Below are 15355 nucleotides of genomic sequence, written 5' to 3'. Positions count from 1 at the left end.
GGCCGGCGCGCGCCGGCCTCAGCGGCCCCGGGTCGGTCCCGGGGAGCGCAGCCGGCCGCGGTCGCCCTGGTCGTTGTCGTCCGGCGGCGTCATCGCGGGCGAGAAGATCCAGGCCTGGGAGCCCGCGCCGTTGCAGGCCGACATCTGCACCACGCGGCGCATGCTGCTCGAATGGTCCATGCACTGGCCGGCGGCACCGCGCAGTTCGTTGTCGGATGTCGGTACGAAGCGCTGCGACGGCTGGCCGTTGCAGTCGGCCAGGCGCACCGCGGCAGTGCCGCGCACGCCTGCTGCAATGGCGACGTCGGCGCAGCGGTCCGCGCCGGGGTTGAACAGCGAACCGTCGCCGCGCAGCACCCAGCGTTGGCCGGGTTCGCCGGTGCAGGGCCAGGCCAGCAGGCCGGTGCCGGCCGCGGTGCCCGGCGCGTGCAGGCACTGCCCGCTGAGCGTGTTGATCTGCGACTCCCCGGTGTCGCCCGTGCCGACGACGCGATAGATCGCGCCGGTGAGGCTGGACACGTACAGCTCGCCGAACACGTCCTCGCCGAAGGCGACCGGCTGGCTGATCGCGCCGGCCGGGATCGGGGTCTCCACCCGCGGCTGGCCGTTGTCGAAGGTGATCGTGCGGATCGCCGTGTTGCAGTAATCGGTGAAGAAGTAGCGTCCGGCCAGCGACGGCGATGCGCTGCCGCGATACGCGCGTCCGCCGGTGATCGAGCAGTTGCCCGCGGCGTGGGTGGTGGTGATGAGCGGCGCGAAGTAGGCACCGTTGCAGCCCGCGCCGTTGTAGACCTGGTTGCCCTCGTAGCAGCGCCAGCCGAAGTTGAGGCCGGCCGCGGTCCCCGCCGGCACGAAGTTGATTTCCTCGTGGGCGTTCTGGCCGACGTCGGCGATCCACAGGTCGCCGGTGACCGCGTCGAAGGCGATGCGCCAGGGGTTGCGCAGGCCGAGGCCGTGGATCTCGTCGCAGCCCGCGCCGCCGGTGCCGTCCGTGTAGGCGTTGTCCGCGGGGATACCGTAGTGCTGGCCGGACGCCAGGTTGCAGTCGGGCGCGCTGCCGCCGCCGTCGACATCGATGCGCAGCAGCTTGCCGAGCAGCCGGTTGGGGTTCTGGGCGTTGTTCTGCGGATCGCCACCGCTGCCGCCGTCGCCCGAGGCGATGTACAGGTAGCCGTCGGGACCGAACTGGATGTCGCCGCCGTTGTGGTTGGCGTAGGGCTGTTCGAACTCCATCAACACCAGTTCGGAGCCGGGATCGGCCACGTTGGAATTCGGGGCCGCCGTGAAGCGCGAGATGCGCGTGCGGTCCAGGCCGCTGCCGGGCGGATCCCGGGTGTAGTTGACGTAGACGTAGCCGTTGTCGGCGTAGTCGGGGTGGAAGGCCAGTCCAAGCAGGCCCTGTTCGTTGCCGCTGGCGTCCACGCGGTCGCGGATGTCGAGGAAGGGCACGGGCAAGACCACGCCCGCGTCGATCACCCGGATGCGGCCGGGCTGCTCGGCGACGAACAGCCGCGTGTCGCCGGCATGGGTGATGACCACAGGTTGCGTGAGTCCGCTCACGAACGGCTCCAGCGATGCGTCGGCCGGCGGCGGCGGCGGCGGCGGCGGCGGCTCCGGGTCGCCGTTTTGCACGGTGACCGTAAGCTGCCGGGTCCCGATGCCGTCGCCGAGCAGGTTGAGGAGGCCGTTGCTGGAGTTGCCGGCCGCGTACAGGGTCACGGGGCCGTTGTGGCCGGGCGCCTGCCAGCGGAAGTTGAAGCTGACCGCGCCGCCGGCGAAGGCCTTCGGCTGCGTATGCGAGAGTTCGCCGCCCACCACGTGCACGTCCTTGCCGACGGCCTGGAAGCTGCCCACGCCGCCCGAGGCCGACACACCAAGGCCGCCGGTGGCGCCGGGGCCGCCGGTGATGGTCACCGTGTAGTCGGCGATCGTGCCGGCATCGAGGACCTGCGGGCCGCTGATCGTCACCGTCGGGGTCGCGGCGCCGGGCGCGTGGCAGGCGCTGCAGTTGGCGCCGTTGTTGGTGCCGGGATTGCCGGAGAAGCCGTCGCGCCCGTACAGGCTGGCGTCGGCCGAGGCGCTCCAGGCCAGGATGACGGCGGCGGCGATCGACGCACGGAACCAGGTCTTGCCCATGACTACCCCAGCGATTGGCATGAAGGGGCCGAGTATTGCGTATCGGGCTGGCCGGCGTCATTGGGGTGTACCCGCGCGTCCCAAGGCTCGGACGGTGGCGGTAGCCGGGAGGGCTTTGCGATTGAGGCTGCAGAACCCACGCCTGTCCCGGAGTCCGAGCATGATCCTGCGTCCACTGTGCGCCCTTGCCCTGTCGGGACTGGTCGCCCTGCTTTCATCCTGCGACGCGGGAAGCGTCGCCGGCTCAGGTCCGGCGAAGGAACCGGCGTTGCTGCAGGCCGCAGCGGATACGTCCGAACCCTATGTCGTGAAGGGCCGAGTGACCGACGCGACGGGCGCGCCGATCACCGGCGTGGAGGTCCATGCCGACCACACGCTGCTCTACGATTCGCATGTGTTCGGCATCACCGATGCCAACGGTGAATATCGCATCGAGCTCGCCGGCATCGAGCCCAGCAGTTGGCGCGTCGGCGCGACGGTCGTTCGCGAGTTCGAGGGCGCGCGACATGTGACGCCCCTGCACGTGGACGATCCTGCCGCATTCGCCGGCCGCGGCGGCGCCATCCGCAACCTGCAGTGGCGGCTGTCGGGCAGTGACGGAAAGGACGGCACGCTGGGTGCCCACGCCTATATCTACTCGCGCGGTGGCTACGTGGATCCGGAGCACATCGAAGTGCGCTTCGAACCCATCGAGCTGATCGACGGGAGCCGCGGTGAACCATTCACCCGCACGCCCGACGGCAGTATGCTGACCGACATTCCCCTCGGCAGGCACCATGTCAGCGTGCGCTACCTGCCGCCCGGAAGCGAGGCCTTGCGTCTGCCGGTGCGTGTCCGCGACACCGGAGGGTTCATGCCCTCGGTCGAGGCAGGATTCCGCGTCCGCTACAACGTCCCGCTGATGGAACTCGAGGTCGAGGTACCCCCGGGCGACGCATGAGGCGGGACGCCGGCGGCGACGCTATGATCGGCCCGGGAATCGAAAGGGAGCGGGTCATGACGAACAGGATGTTGATCGGGATCGTGCTGGCGTTGCTGGCGTTGCTGGCGGCAGGCACTGTGCTTGCCGCTGGTCCGGCAGAGGTGCGCAAGCAGATGGAGGCGAGCATGCTGGTCACGGGCTCGCTGATACTCGAACCCGATGGCCGCGTGTCGGCCTGGGAGCTGGATCGCCCGGACGCGCTCACGGAGCCGGTCGTCGAGCTGATCACCAAGGCCGCCGGATTGTGGGCCTTCGAACCGGTCATTGTCGACGGCGAGGCGGTCCGCGCGAAGGCCCGGATGAGCCTGCGCGTGGTCGCCACCCCGCACGGCGATGATCGCTTCCAGCTCACGATCCGCAGCGGCCATTTCGGCGACGACGCGATGAGCGCCGAGGAGCGTCGGAAGGCCGCGACGACCGATCACGTCCGTTCTGTGCGGATGCATCCACCCGCGTATCCGGCCGGTGCCTTGTCGGCGGGCGTGACGGGCACGGTGTACCTCGTGATGCGGATCAACCGCGACGGCCGGGTCGAGGACGTGTTCGCCGAACAGGTCAACCTGAGGGTCGTCGGCACGGGCCGCGAGATGGAGCAGATGCGGCAGATGCTGGCGCGCCCGGCGCTCGCCGCGGCGCGCAGGTGGACCTTCAGCATCCCGACCACCGGCGACGACGCGGACGACGACTACTGGTCGCTGCGCGTCCCGGTGGAGTACATGCTCCACGGCGACAAGGTGCCTGGATATGGCGAGTGGCAGGCGTATATCCCCGGCCCGCGACAGAAGGCGCCCTGGAGCACGCGCGAGCTCCGCGCCGATGAAAGTCCGGACGCGATGATCGCCGGCCGCATCTACCAGGAAGGCAAGGGACTGAAGCTGCTGACGCCGCTGGGCGAAGGCTGAGCATTCACCGCGCCTGCAACTGGCGCGCCCAAGAAAAAAGCCCCGCGAGTGCGGGGCTTTTTCGTCCGTTGACCCGGAGGTCAGCGCCTCATCGAAGAGAAGAACTCGTCGTTGGACTTGGTGGTCTTCATCTTGTCGAGCAGGAACTCCATCGCCGCGATCTCGTCCATCGGATGCAGCAGCTTGCGCAGGATCCAGATCTTCTGCAGCAGCTCCGGCTCGATGAGGTAGTCCTCGCGGCGGGTGCCCGACTGGTTGACGTTGATCGCCGGGTAGACGCGCTTCTCGGTGATGCGGCGGTCCAGGTGCACTTCCGAGTTGCCGGTGCCCTTGAACTCCTCGTAGATCACCTTGTCCATCGCGCTGCCGGTGTCGACCAGTGCGGTGGCGATGATGGTCAGCGAGCCGCCTTCCTCGACGTTGCGCGCCGCGCCGAAGAAACGCTTCGGGCGGTGCATGGCGTTGGCGTCGACGCCACCGGTCAGCACCTTGCCGGAGCTCGGCACCACGTTGTTGTAGGCACGCGCCAGGCGGGTGATCGAGTCGAGCAGGATCACCACGTCCTTCTTGTGCTCGACCAGGCGCTTGGCGCGCTCGATCACCATCTCGGCGACCTGCACGTGGCGCGCGGCCGGCTCGTCGAAGGTCGAGCTGATCACTTCGCCGCGCACGCTGCGCTGCATCTCGGTCACTTCCTCGGGCCGCTCGTCGATGAGCAGCACGATCATGTGCACGTCGGGATGGTTGTAGGTGATGGCGCTGGCGATCTGCTGCATCATCATCGTCTTGCCGGCCTTGGGCGGCGACACGATCAGGGCGCGCTGGCCCTTGCCCTGCGGGGCCATCAGATCGAGGATGCGGCCGGCGATGTCCTCGCTGCTGCCATCGCCGCGCTCGAGCTTGAACTTCTTGCGCGGGAACAGCGGCGTCAGGTTCTCGAACAGGACCTTGCCCTTGCTCGCTTCCAGCGGCTCGCCGTTGATGGTGTCGACGACGTTGAGCGCGAAGTAACGCTCGCCGTCCTTCGGCCAGCGGATGCGGCCCGACAGGTGGTCGCCGGTGCGCAGGTTGAAACGGCGGATCTGGCTGGGCGAGATGTAGGTGTCGTCCGGGCCGGCCAGGTAGCTGGCCTCGGCGGCACGCAGGAAGCCGAAGCCGTCGGGCAGGATCTCGAGCACGCCGTCGGCGACGACGCCTTCGCCGTGGCGGGTCAGTACCTTCAGCAGGGCGAAGATCACGTCCTGCTTGCGCGCGCGGGCCACGCCCTCGTGGATGTTCAGCTGCTCGGCGATGTCCATGAGCTTCTGCGCGGGCATGCGCTTCAGGTCGGACAGCGAGTACTGCGGGAAGCCTTCCGGGATGTTCGGAGGCGGCAGGCGGTTGGCCTGGTCGTTGTTGTCGGTCGGCAGGCCGTCGTCGCGTGGGCGGTCGCCACGGGGGCGCTGCTCGCGGTCGCGGCGGTTGCGGAAGCGCTCGCGGCGGTTGCCCTGACCTTGCTGCTGGTCCTGCGAATGCTGGCCGCCCTGGCGCTGGCCGCCCTTGTGCCCGTCATTGCCGTCGTCACCGCTGGACTGCCCGGCGGAGTCAGACTGCTGGCCCTGCTGCGGCTGCTGCGGCGACTGCGACTGTTGCTGTTGGGGCTGCTGGGGTTGCTTTGGCTGCGCCGGGGCCGCGGCGTCGCCGGGCGCCGGTGCTGCGGGCTTCGCCGGGGCATCGACCTTGAGCTCGGCCTGGACCGGAGCCGTGGCAGGCGCGTCGGCCTTACCCGTGGTGGGGGCCTCGCCCTGGGCGGCGGCCTTGGTGGCGCGCGGCTTGCGCACGCGCTTCACGGCGGTGTCGCCGGGATCGGAAGGATTGTCTGACAAGTGCGGAACCTCGCTTGCTGCGAGCGCCCTGGAAGGGCGGCCTGGGAATGGACTGGTGGGGTTGTTGCAGAAGGTGCGGCGTCACTGGAGCGCGCCGGGGCACGGTTGAAGCTAGCACTCCCGACAGCCTACGGCAAGCCGGTGCACGCACTGTGTAGGAGCATCTACGGCTGGGACCGGGCCTGGAGCGCGGCATGGCGGAGCGCAGGCTGCACGGGTTGCAGCTGCACGGGTCGCAGCTGCAGCTGCTCCTGCACGCGGGATGCGGCGCGCAGGACTCGCCCGGAGGCGCTCGCCAGTCGGGCCGTCAGAGGGCCTTGTCGATCATCTGGGCCAGGGCCGGCTTGCCGACGGCGCCGATCTGGGTGGCCTGGACCTGGCCGCCCTTGAACAGCAGCAGCATCGGGATCGAGCGCACGTGGTACTTCATGGCGGTGGCGCGGTTCTGGTCGATGTCGATCTTCACGACCTTGGCGCGGCCGGCATATTCGCCTGCGAGCTCGTCCAGGGCGGGGGCGATCATCTTGCACGGGCCGCACCAGGGCGCCCAGAAGTCGACCAGCACCGGCTCCTCGGAGGCGAGGACGGTGGCGTCGAAATCGGCGTCGCTGGCGTGGATGACGTCTTGGCTCACGGGGATCTCCTGCGTGGGGGGCGTCCGGGCCCGCCCGAAGGACGGGCGGTTGGCGGCGGCGGTAGCTGCTAAACTTGGGCGATTCGCGGCCGATTCAAGGGGCTGTCCCGTCGGAGGGGGCGAGCTTCGAGCGGGCAAGCCGCCGCGCCATCACCACGGCAGTCTGCTTGGCTGCCGCCTTCCACGCAAGCGCGCCACGCCGCGCAGACTTCCGACGAATGACCGACAAACCACTTACCGACGTCACCTTTTCTTCCTTCGATCTCCATCCGCGGCTGCAGGCCGGCCTCGAGACCGCAGGCTTCACGCGCCTCACGCCGATCCAGGCGCTGACCCTCCCGGTCGCGTTGCCCGGGGGCGATGTCGCCGGCCAGGCACAGACCGGCACGGGCAAGACGCTGGCCTTCCTGGTGGCGGTGATGAACCGCCTCCTGACGCGTCCGGCGCTGGCCGACCGCAAGCCCGAGGACCCGCGCGCGCTGATCCTGGCGCCCACCCGCGAACTCGCGATCCAGATCCACAAGGATGCGGTGAAGTTCGGCCCGGAGCTGGGCCTGCGCTTCGCCCTGGTCTACGGCGGCGTCGACTACGACAAGCAGCGCCAGCTGCTGCAGGAGGGCGTGGACGTCATCATCGCCACCCCCGGCCGCCTGATCGACTACGTCAAGCAGCACAAGGTGGTCAGCCTGCACGCCTGCGAGATCTGCGTGCTGGACGAGGCCGACCGCATGTTCGACCTCGGCTTCATCAAGGACATCCGCTTCCTGCTGCGCCGCATGCCGGTGCGCACCGAGCGCCAGACGCTGCTGTTCTCGGCCACCTTGAGCCACCGCGTGCTGGAGCTCGCCTACGAGCACATGAACGAGCCGCAGAAAATGGTGGTCGAGACCGAGACCATCACCGCCGCGCTCGTGCGCCAGAAGCTTTATTACCCCTCCGACGAAGAGAAGCTGCCGCTGCTGCTGGGCCTGCTCTCGCGCGGCGAGGGTGCCCGCACGATGGTGTTCGTGAACACCAAGGTGTTCGTGGAGCGCGTGGCCCGTGCTCTGGAGCGCGCCGGCTACCGCGTGGGCGTGCTCTCGGGCGACGTGCCGCAGAAGAAGCGCGAGTCGCTGCTGAAGAAGTTCCAGGCCGGCCAGCTCGAGATCCTGGTCGCCACCGACGTCGCCGCCCGCGGCCTGCACATCGATGGCGTGAAGTACGTCTACAACTACGACCTGCCCTTCGATGCCGAGGACTACGTGCACCGCATCGGCCGCACCGCGCGGCTTGGTGAAGAGGGCGACGCGATCAGCTTCGCCTGCGAGCGCTACGCGATCGGCCTGCCGGACATCGAGGCCTTCATCGAGCAGAAGATCCCGTCCGAGCCGGTGTCCGCCGAGCTCCTGACCGCGCTGCCGCGCAAGCCGCGCGAAGGCGTCGAGCTCGAGCCCGAAGCGGGCGAGAGCGTCAGCGAGATCTTCCGCGAGGCGCGCGAGCAGCGCGCCGCCGACGATGCCCGTCGTGGCGGTGGCCGTCGCGAAGGCGGCGGTCGTTCGCCTGGACCGCGCAGCGAGGGCGAGGCACGCCGTGAACGGGCCCCGCGCAAGCCGCGTGCGCCCCGCGCGGACGAAGACGCCGCCGTTGCGCCCGTTGCAGCAGTGAACAGCGACGCTGCGCCGATCGCGGCCACGCCGGCCGCCGCCGGCACGGACGATGCCATCGCGGGCGCCGAAGGCGAGCGTGGGCCGCGCAAGCGTCGCCGCCGTCGCGGTGGCCGCCGTATCGGTGAAGACCAGCAGGCGCAGGGGGCCGAGCAGGGCAACGGCGCCGACACGCCCGCCTCGCCACGCGCCCCGCGCGCGAAGCCGCAGGACAGGGCGCAGGCCGCAGCCAAGCCGCAGGGCGCACAGCCGCGGTCGCAGCAGGTTGCCGGCCAGCCCGCTGCATCGGCTTCGGAACAGGCGCCATCGCTGCTTGGCCGCATCGGCCAGGGGCTGCGCAAGCTGGTCACGCGCGCACCGCGTTCGCAGCACTGATCACATGCGGCTGCTGCCGACTTCCCCGTGGCAGCCGCTCTTGTGGGAGCCGCTATAGCGGCGATCGCGGCCATGGCCGCTCCCACAAATCCGGCGGGCAGGCGATACTCACGTTCTCCACGACATGAGTCCCGCCATGCCGCCCGTCCTGCGCTTCGACAACGTCTGCAAGCAATACCCGGGCGGGCACGTCGCGCTTGAGGACGTCAGCTTCAACGTCGAGGCCGGCGAAATGCTGTTCGTCACCGGCCATTCCGGCGCCGGCAAAAGCACCCTGCTCAGGCTGATCCACCTGTCCGAACGGCCCAGCCGCGGCGCGGTGCTGTTTGGCGAACGCAACCTGCTCAAGGTCCGTGGCGGCCGGGTGGCGCTGCACCGGCGCGAGGTCGGCGTCGTGTTCCAGGACCACCGCCTGCTGGCCGACCGCAGCGTGCACGACAACGTCGCCCTGCCGCTGGTGCTGCGCGGCATGCGCCGCGGCGACGCCGGGCGCCGGGTGCGGCCCGTGCTCGAGCGCCTGGGCCTGGGCGCGCGCGGCAACGCACTGCCGGGCGAGCTCTCCGCGGGCGAGCAGCAGCGCGTCGGCATCGCGCGGGCCGTGGTGGCCGAGCCGCGGCTGCTGGTGGCCGACGAACCCACCGGCAACCTCGACCCCACCCTTGCCGCCGAGATCATGGCGCTGTTCGCATCGCTGCCCGAGCAGGGCACCAGCGTGTTGGTTGCCAGCCACGACCTGGGCCTGGTCAAGCGCATGAAGAAGCGCGTGCTGGTGCTCGACCATGGCCGCCTGGCCGACGACATCGCGCCCGAGGACCTGGCCGATGAATGAGCCCATCGCACGCAGCCGCGTGCCTGCCCGGTCCCGGCCCGGCGCCTGGCTGGACCACCACGCCTACAGCATCGTGGCGAGCCTCGGCCGGCTGCTGCGCAAGCCGGGATCCACCGCCCTGACCATCGGCGTGATGGCGGTGGCGCTGGCGCTGCCGCTGGGGCTGTGGCTGGTGCTGGCCAATGTCGAACGCTTCGCCGGCGACGTGCAGTCCTCGCGCCAGCTGAGCATCTTCCTCAAGCAGGACACGGTAGCGTCGCGCGTGGCGGAACTCGCTGCCTCGCTCGACGGGCGCGCCGACATCGGCCGGGTCGAGCACCGCACGCCCGAGCAGGGCCTGGAAGAACTGCGCGCGCGCAGCGGCCTGGACGAGGCCATCGACGCGCTGGGCGAGAACCCGCTGCCGCACGTGCTGGTGGTGACGCCGGCGGGCGACGAGGCGCTGCTGGTCGAGTCCTTGCGCACCCTGCCCGAGGCGGAGCTGGTGCAGCATGACGCCGCCTGGCGCGAGCGCCTGGACAACTGGCTGCGCTTCGGAGGCCGCGTCGCCTGGGTGCTCGCGGCGCTGCTCGGCCTGGGCGCGCTGCTCGTGGTCGGCAACACGGTCCGCCTGGACATCCAGTCGCGGCGCGACGAGCTGGGCGTGCTGCAGCTGCTGGGCGCCAGCGACGGTTTCATCCGCCGTCCCTTCCTCTATCTCGGGGCCTGGTACGGGCTCGGCGCCGGTGCGCTGGCACTGGGACTGCTCACCGTTGCCGGCGCGGCCCTGGGCACGCCGCTGGCGGAACTCGCCACCAGCTATGGCAGCAGTTTCGCACTCACGGGTTTCGCGCCGCGCGAGGTGCTGGCGGTCATCGCATGCGCCACCGTGCTCGGCTGGCTCGGTGCCGGCGCGGTCACCGGCCACTTCCTGCGCCAGACCCGGCCCACGGACACCTGAGCGCATGGCGGAACCCAACGACATCCGGCACCTGGATGGCACCGCGCCGAGGATCATGGTCGTCGACGGTTCGCGCCTGGTGCGCAAGCTGATCGGTGACGTGTTGAAGAGTGAGCTGCCCGGTGCCGAGGTGGTGGCCTGTGCCGGCCTGGCAGAGGCGCATGCCGCGCTCGCGGCCGCGCCCATCGATCTCGCCACCACCTCGCTCGTGCTTCCCGACGGTGACGGCCAGCAGCTGGCCGAAGCCGTGCGCGCCGCGGCCAGCCAGCGCTACGTGCCCGTGGTGGTGGTGTCCGGGAACGCACAGGAGCACCTGGAAGGGCGCCACTTCAGCGACGACATCACCGACTATTTCGACAAGTCGCATGGCCACCATGCACTGGCGGAATTCATCCGCGGCTATGTGCAGCCCGCGCCGATCCCCGGCGTGCGCGTGCTGTACGTCGAGGACAGCCGCACCGTGGCGCTGGCGACCTCGCGCATGCTCAAGGCGCAGCAGATGCACGTCGAGCACGTGGTCAGCGTGGAGGCCGCGCTCGAGTTCCTGCATGCGCGCCGCGAGGCGGGCGACATCCCGGGCGTCGATCTCGTGCTCACCGATGTCTACCTCAAGGGCGAGCTCGACGGCGGCGACCTGCTGCGCGCCATCCGCGGGGAGTTCGGGTACTCCAAGCGCCGCCTGCCGGTGCTGGTGATGACCGGTGACGCCAACCCGGCCAACCAGGCCGCACTGCTGCGCGAGGGGGCCAACGACCTCGTGCTCAAGCCCATCGAAGAGCGCCTGCTGGTCACCAAGACCCTGTTCCAGCTGCGCCTGGCCCGTGCGCCCGAGTCCAGGGTGTTCGGTACATGAGTGCAGCGGGCGAGCTCCGCATGGAGCCGGCATGGAAGGCACGCGTGGGCGACTGGTTCGAGCGCGACGACATGCGTGCGCTGTCGGCCTTCCTGCGCGGGCGCCGTGCTTCTGGCGCGCGCATCTTCCCGCCGGGGCCTGACATCTTCGCCGCGTTCGACGCCACGCCTTTCGACGACGTCCGCGTGGTCGTGCTTGGCCAGGATCCCTACCACGGCGCCGGCCAGGCGCATGGCCTGGCGTTCTCGGTGCGGCCGGGCGTGCGCGTGCCGCCGTCACTGGACAACATCTTCAAGGAGATCCAGCGCGACCTCGGGACCGCCCGCCCCGACCACGGCTGCCTGCTGCCCTGGGCGCAGCGTGGCGTGCTGTTGCTCAACGCCGTGCTCACCGTCGAAGAGGGGCGCCCGGGTTCACACCAGCGCCAGGGCTGGGAGGGTTTCACCGACCACGTGGTCGATGTGCTGGGCCGCGAGCGCGAAGGCCTGGTGTTCATGCTCTGGGGCGCCTATGCGCAGGCCAAGGGCAAGGTGATCGATGCGCGTCGCCACCGCGTGCTGCGCAGCACGCACCCGTCGCCGCTGTCGGCGCACCGGGGATTCCTCGGATGCGGGCATTTCTCCGCGGCCAACCAGTACCTGGTGCGCAACGGCAGCGCGCCCGTCGACTGGACCCTGCCGCCGCGGTCCGCGATGGAGGCCGCATGACGGCGCCGCCGGTGGTGGTGTCGCTGCATTTGCCAAAGACCGCGGGGACGAGCTTCGCAGAGACCCTGCGCGCCGCGAACGGCGAGGGCTACCGGCCCGATTACGCGGACCTTCCCATGCAGTACGACGCCTGGCGGCGGCGGCGTGACGCGGTGCGCGGAGGACTGGCGCTGCGCGGCCGGCTGGGGGCGGACGTGACCTGCATCCACGGGCACTTCCTGGCGCTGAAATACCGCATCGCGCTGGGGCGGCGGCCGGCGCGCTACATCACCTGGCTGCGCGACCCGGTGCAGCGGCTGGCCTCGCATTACGCGTACTGGCGCCGTGACTATGACGGCGGCGACCCGGCGCAGCCGCTGCGCAACCGGATGCTGCGCGAGGAGTGGTCGTTCGAGCGTTTCGCGCTCGGCCCGGAGATGTGCAACGCCTACCGCCAATACCTGTGGGGCTTCGACCCCGCGCGTTTCGACTTCATCGGCATCACCGAGCGCTACGAGGCCGACCTGGAACGGCTGGTCCGCATGCTGGGCTGCGACGCCGTGGTGGCCGCCGCGCTGGTGAACCCGGACTGCGGGGAGGCCGGGTACGGGATCGAACCGGGCCTGTTGCAGCGCATCGAACGCCATCACGCCGCCGACCTGGCCCTGTACCGGTGGGCTGCGGGCGCGCGCGTCCGCTGAATTTTTTCGCGGGGGTGGCGGGAACCGGAAGTTTTCTTCGATCTGTGAGGTGAGGGCGGCCTGACGGCGCGTCCGCAACCCTGCGAGGAGAACAGCTGTATGAGCAATGCCACGATGCCGCCCGTGCTGGCGGCCGCCTGCGTCCTTGGCCTGGTGGCCGGGCTGCAGGCCACGGACGCCGACGCGGCCAACCAGCGCGCCCGCTACACCCGCCCGGCCGGCGTCTGCGAGGCGCCGCTGCCCGTCTACGACGCCTACCTGCGCAAGTCGCCACTGATGGTGGCCAACGTCGGGAACCAGAACGTCTTCGTCAACTGCGCCATGCCCAGCGACCCGGTGGGCGATGTCGGCAGCGCATGGATCGAGATCCACGTGGCTTCGTCCGCCCCGGCGAACGCTTCGGTCACGTGCACCCTCGTCACGGGGACCGCCGACGCGCCCGTGCAAGACATTCGCAGCCGCTCGGTGGGGCCCAATTCCAACACCTGGTTCACCTGGTCATCCCTTGACAAGGGGAGTCCGGACGGTCTGTTCGCCTTCATGTGTTCGCTGCCGCCCGGCGTCCAGATCACCCACATCCTTGCCACTGAAGCGGACAGCGCCGGTGGCATCTGACGTGTCCCTGCCTGCCTTCCATCCCTGGAGACTCCCATGATCGCAAGCCCCGTCCATCGCGCCCTGGTTGCTGCCGGCGCGTGCGTGTGCCTGTCGATGGCCGTGCACTCGCCGGCTGCCGACGCCGCGACCCAGCGCACCATCAATCTTTCCGCCACCAGCGTCTGCGAAGCGCCGCTGCCGGTCTTCAACGTCCACCTGCGGAAGCGGCCGGTCGCGGTCCAGAACGAAAGCGACCGCCCCGTGTTCGTCTCCTGCACCCTGCCGACGGATTCCGCGGGACAGTCCAACACGGGTTCGGTGCGGGTCTCGTTCGCAACCTTCGGCGAAGCGGCCACGATCAGCTGCACCATGGTGTCGGGAACCAGGGGCGCCCAGGTGTTCTATGTACCCGAGGAACGAGCCCTTGCGGCGAACGGTCGCGTCGTCATGGACTGGAACGACATCAACAAGTGGAGCACGTCCGGCACGTATGCCTTCAGCTGCAACCTGCCGCCCGGGGTGGTGATGGAAACCATCACCTACACCCAGACCGACACCGGCGGCCGGCTGTGACCCGTCGCCCCATGGAGAACCGACGCATGAACAAGCCTTTCCACAGCCGCATGCCCGCAATGGCGACCTGCGCGCTCGCGCTCGGCGCGATGCTGCATGCCCCCGACAGCAGCGCCGCCACCGAGCGCGTCCAGCGCGTCAGCGCCAGTGCGGTGTGCGAAGCGCCGTTGCCCGTCTACGACATCACCCTGCGCAAGCGCCCGATCGGCATCGGCAACGAGGGCACGACCAATATCTTCGTGTCCTGTGCGCTGCCGACCGACGCCGCCGCGCCGCCGGGTGGCGCCACGGTCAGCGTGCGGTTGGCCATGCTCGCCAACCTTCCAGCAACCACGGTCAACTGCCAGCTGGTGGCCGGCACCGCGGACAATCTGGTCTTCACCGAGGGCACTGCGGTCGTGCCGTCGAGCGGCACGGTCTGGCTGACCTGGGACAATGTCCACAAGGGCTCCACCGGTGGCACGATCAACTTCAGCTGCAGCCTGCCGCCACAGATGGACATCAGTACGATCCTGTACCGGGAGGTCGACCCTGGCGGCGGCCTTTGAAGCAACGACCCCCACCCCGGCCGTTTGCGGCCGGGGTGGGGGGTCGTATATTGAATGCATATTCGGTCCAATCCATAAACATGAACGAAGATTGTCCTGTTGATGGAACTTAATGAACTCTTTGGTCGTTTAGCAGTCTTAACAGGCCACTGCTAAAATCGACGCCATGACAGCAAATACCGCTACTGCGCTCATCCCGAACAATCTGCCGGTCCCCAGCGCGCTCGGCTCGCTGGATGCCTATATCGGCGCCGTGCACCAGATCCCCGTGCTCACCGTGGAAGAAGAGCAGGCGCTCGCCCGCCGTTTCCTCGAAGAAGAGGACCTCGGCGCCGCGCGCGACCTGGTGATGTCGCACCTGCGCTTCGTGGTCCACGTGGCCCGCGGTTACAACGGCTACGGCCTGCCGCTGGGCGACCTCATCCAGGAAGGCAACATCGGCCTGATGAAGGCCGTGAAGCGCTTCGACCCGGACGTCGGCGTGCGCCTGGTCTCGTTCGCGGTGCACTGGATCCGCGCCGAGATGCACGAGTACATCATCAAGAACTGGCGCATCGTCAAGGTCGCCACCACCAAGGCGCAGCGCAAGCTGTTCTTCAACCTGCGCCGCAGCAAGAAGCGCCTGGGCTGGCTCAATGCCGCCGAGGTCAGCGCGGTGGCCAAGGACCTCAACGTCTCCGAGCGCGAGGTGGTGGAGATGGAGTCGCGCCTGTCCGGCCGCGACATCGGCTTCGACCTGTCCGCCGACGAGGACGACGAGCGCGCCCCGCCGGCGCCGGCCGCCTACCTGAAGTCGCACGCCGAGGACCCGTCGCAGGCCTACGAGCGCGAGGACAGCGAGTCCAGCCAGCTCGAGCTGCTGCGCGAGGGGCTGGCGACCCTGGATGCGCGCTCGCGCGACATCGTCCAGCGGCGCTGGCTCGACGCCGACAGCAAGGTCACGTTGCAGGAACTGGCCGACGAGTACGGCGTCTCCGCCGAGCGCATCCGCCAGGTCGAGGCCAACGCGCTGAAGAAGATGAAGGCGCTGTTCGCGGCCTGAGTGCCATGCGCGATCGATCGATGAAGCCCGGCCCCGGCCGGGCTTTTTC

15 protein-coding genes are annotated in these 15355 nt (G+C 69.6%); 12 read left to right on the top strand and 3 right to left on the bottom strand.

Annotated elements, in window-relative coordinates; all coding sequences use genetic code 11:
• Nucleotides 1-18 precede the first annotated feature (18 nt).
• Nucleotides 19-2136 (bottom strand): PQQ-dependent sugar dehydrogenase, encoded by a 2118-nt coding sequence (locus tag ACW5F0_RS07895; protein WP_456965482.1) that lies wholly within the window; start codon nucleotides 2134-2136, stop codon nucleotides 19-21.
• 160 nt (nucleotides 2137-2296) lie between these two features.
• Between ACW5F0_RS07895 and ACW5F0_RS07890 the strand changes: the two genes are divergently transcribed.
• Together ACW5F0_RS07890 and ACW5F0_RS07885 are read left to right on the top strand one after the other, a co-directional pair.
• A complete protein-coding gene (locus tag ACW5F0_RS07890) occupies nucleotides 2297-3076 on the top strand; it encodes a hypothetical protein (RefSeq protein WP_456999464.1) in 780 nt (259 codons plus the stop codon).
• Nucleotides 3073-4020, top strand: coding sequence for an energy transducer TonB (locus ACW5F0_RS07885; protein ID WP_456999463.1), 948 nt, complete (start codon nucleotides 3073-3075; stop codon nucleotides 4018-4020). Before ACW5F0_RS07890 ends, ACW5F0_RS07885 begins: the two co-directional genes overlap by 4 nt.
• An 80-nt stretch (nucleotides 4021-4100) precedes the next feature.
• Here the strand turns inward: ACW5F0_RS07885 and rho are convergent, their stop codons facing one another.
• On the bottom strand, nucleotides 4101-5885 hold the full coding sequence (gene rho, locus ACW5F0_RS07880; protein WP_456965485.1) for a transcription termination factor Rho: 1785 nt from the start codon (nucleotides 5883-5885) through the stop codon (nucleotides 4101-4103).
• Nucleotides 5886-6192: 307 nt separating this feature from the next.
• Nucleotides 6193-6519, bottom strand: coding sequence for a thioredoxin (gene trxA / locus ACW5F0_RS07875; RefSeq protein WP_456999462.1), 327 nt, complete (start codon nucleotides 6517-6519; stop codon nucleotides 6193-6195).
• Between the two features lie 218 nt (nucleotides 6520-6737).
• Here trxA and rhlB point away from each other — a divergent pair, with 218 nt between their 5' ends.
• The 10 genes from rhlB (at nucleotide 6738) to rpoH (ending at nucleotide 15306) form a co-directional block, all read left to right on the top strand.
• Nucleotides 6738-8537 (top strand): ATP-dependent RNA helicase RhlB, encoded by a 1800-nt coding sequence (gene rhlB / locus ACW5F0_RS07870; protein WP_456999461.1) that lies wholly within the window; start codon nucleotides 6738-6740, stop codon nucleotides 8535-8537.
• A 136-nt stretch (nucleotides 8538-8673) separates the two neighbouring features.
• The gene (gene ftsE / locus ACW5F0_RS07865; RefSeq protein WP_456965488.1) at nucleotides 8674-9366 is read left to right on the top strand and encodes a cell division ATP-binding protein FtsE; all 693 of its coding nucleotides are present in this window, start codon (nucleotides 8674-8676) and stop codon (nucleotides 9364-9366) included.
• Nucleotides 9359-10306, top strand: coding sequence for a permease-like cell division protein FtsX (ftsX, locus tag ACW5F0_RS07860; protein WP_456965489.1), 948 nt, complete (start codon nucleotides 9359-9361; stop codon nucleotides 10304-10306). The genes ftsE and ftsX overlap by 8 nt, the downstream gene beginning before the upstream one ends.
• Nucleotides 10307-10310: 4 nt before the next feature.
• Entirely contained in the window at nucleotides 10311-11159 is an 849-nt protein-coding gene (locus ACW5F0_RS07855; protein ID WP_456965490.1) for a response regulator, read from the top strand.
• Entirely contained in the window at nucleotides 11156-11866 is a 711-nt protein-coding gene (gene ung / locus ACW5F0_RS07850; RefSeq protein WP_456965491.1) for a uracil-DNA glycosylase, read from the top strand. Before ACW5F0_RS07855 ends, ung begins: the two co-directional genes overlap by 4 nt.
• On the top strand, nucleotides 11863-12546 hold the full coding sequence (locus ACW5F0_RS07845) for a hypothetical protein (RefSeq protein ID WP_456965492.1): 684 nt from the start codon (nucleotides 11863-11865) through the stop codon (nucleotides 12544-12546). Before ung ends, ACW5F0_RS07845 begins: the two co-directional genes overlap by 4 nt.
• A gap of 99 nt (nucleotides 12547-12645) precedes the next feature.
• Nucleotides 12646-13161: a hypothetical protein gene (locus ACW5F0_RS07840; protein ID WP_456965493.1), complete on the top strand. Its 516-nt coding sequence runs from the start codon at nucleotides 12646-12648 to the stop codon at nucleotides 13159-13161.
• A gap of 36 nt (nucleotides 13162-13197) precedes the next feature.
• On the top strand, nucleotides 13198-13716 hold the full coding sequence (locus ACW5F0_RS07835) for a hypothetical protein (protein ID WP_456965494.1): 519 nt from the start codon (nucleotides 13198-13200) through the stop codon (nucleotides 13714-13716).
• A gap of 26 nt (nucleotides 13717-13742) precedes the next feature.
• Nucleotides 13743-14264 (top strand): hypothetical protein, encoded by a 522-nt coding sequence (locus ACW5F0_RS07830; protein WP_456965495.1) that lies wholly within the window; start codon nucleotides 13743-13745, stop codon nucleotides 14262-14264.
• A 166-nt stretch (nucleotides 14265-14430) separates the two neighbouring features.
• The gene (gene rpoH, locus ACW5F0_RS07825; RefSeq protein WP_456965496.1) at nucleotides 14431-15306 is read left to right on the top strand and encodes an RNA polymerase sigma factor RpoH; all 876 of its coding nucleotides are present in this window, start codon (nucleotides 14431-14433) and stop codon (nucleotides 15304-15306) included.
• Nucleotides 15307-15355: the final 49 nt, after the last annotated feature.

Source organism: Luteimonas sp. A534 (assembly GCF_054072805.1).
Note: the sequence above shows the minus strand (reverse complement) of the source record. Positions and strands in the feature narration are given on the sequence as shown.

Excerpts from the sequence above, each read along its gene's own strand:
- ACW5F0_RS07895 (WP_456965482.1), bottom strand. The coding sequence starts at position 2,136 with ATGGGCAAGACCTGGTTCCGTGCGTCGATCGCCGCCGCCGTCATCCTG.
- rhlB (WP_456999461.1), top strand. The coding sequence starts at position 6,738 with ATGACCGACAAACCACTTACCGACGTCACCTTTTCTTCCTTCGATCTC.
- ftsX (WP_456965489.1), top strand. The coding sequence starts at position 9,359 with ATGAATGAGCCCATCGCACGCAGCCGCGTGCCTGCCCGGTCCCGGCCC.
- ACW5F0_RS07835 (WP_456965494.1), top strand. The coding sequence starts at position 13,198 with ATGATCGCAAGCCCCGTCCATCGCGCCCTGGTTGCTGCCGGCGCGTGC.
- ACW5F0_RS07885 (WP_456999463.1), top strand. The coding sequence starts at position 3,073 with ATGAGGCGGGACGCCGGCGGCGACGCTATGATCGGCCCGGGAATCGAA.
- rpoH (WP_456965496.1), top strand. The coding sequence starts at position 14,431 with ATGACAGCAAATACCGCTACTGCGCTCATCCCGAACAATCTGCCGGTC.
- ung (WP_456965491.1), top strand. The coding sequence starts at position 11,156 with ATGAGTGCAGCGGGCGAGCTCCGCATGGAGCCGGCATGGAAGGCACGC.
- ACW5F0_RS07840 (WP_456965493.1), top strand. The coding sequence starts at position 12,646 with ATGAGCAATGCCACGATGCCGCCCGTGCTGGCGGCCGCCTGCGTCCTT.
- ACW5F0_RS07855 (WP_456965490.1), top strand. The coding sequence starts at position 10,311 with ATGGCGGAACCCAACGACATCCGGCACCTGGATGGCACCGCGCCGAGG.
- ACW5F0_RS07845 (WP_456965492.1), top strand. The coding sequence starts at position 11,863 with ATGACGGCGCCGCCGGTGGTGGTGTCGCTGCATTTGCCAAAGACCGCG.
- ftsE (WP_456965488.1), top strand. The coding sequence starts at position 8,674 with ATGCCGCCCGTCCTGCGCTTCGACAACGTCTGCAAGCAATACCCGGGC.
- ACW5F0_RS07830 (WP_456965495.1), top strand. The coding sequence starts at position 13,743 with ATGAACAAGCCTTTCCACAGCCGCATGCCCGCAATGGCGACCTGCGCG.
- ACW5F0_RS07890 (WP_456999464.1), top strand. The coding sequence starts at position 2,297 with ATGATCCTGCGTCCACTGTGCGCCCTTGCCCTGTCGGGACTGGTCGCC.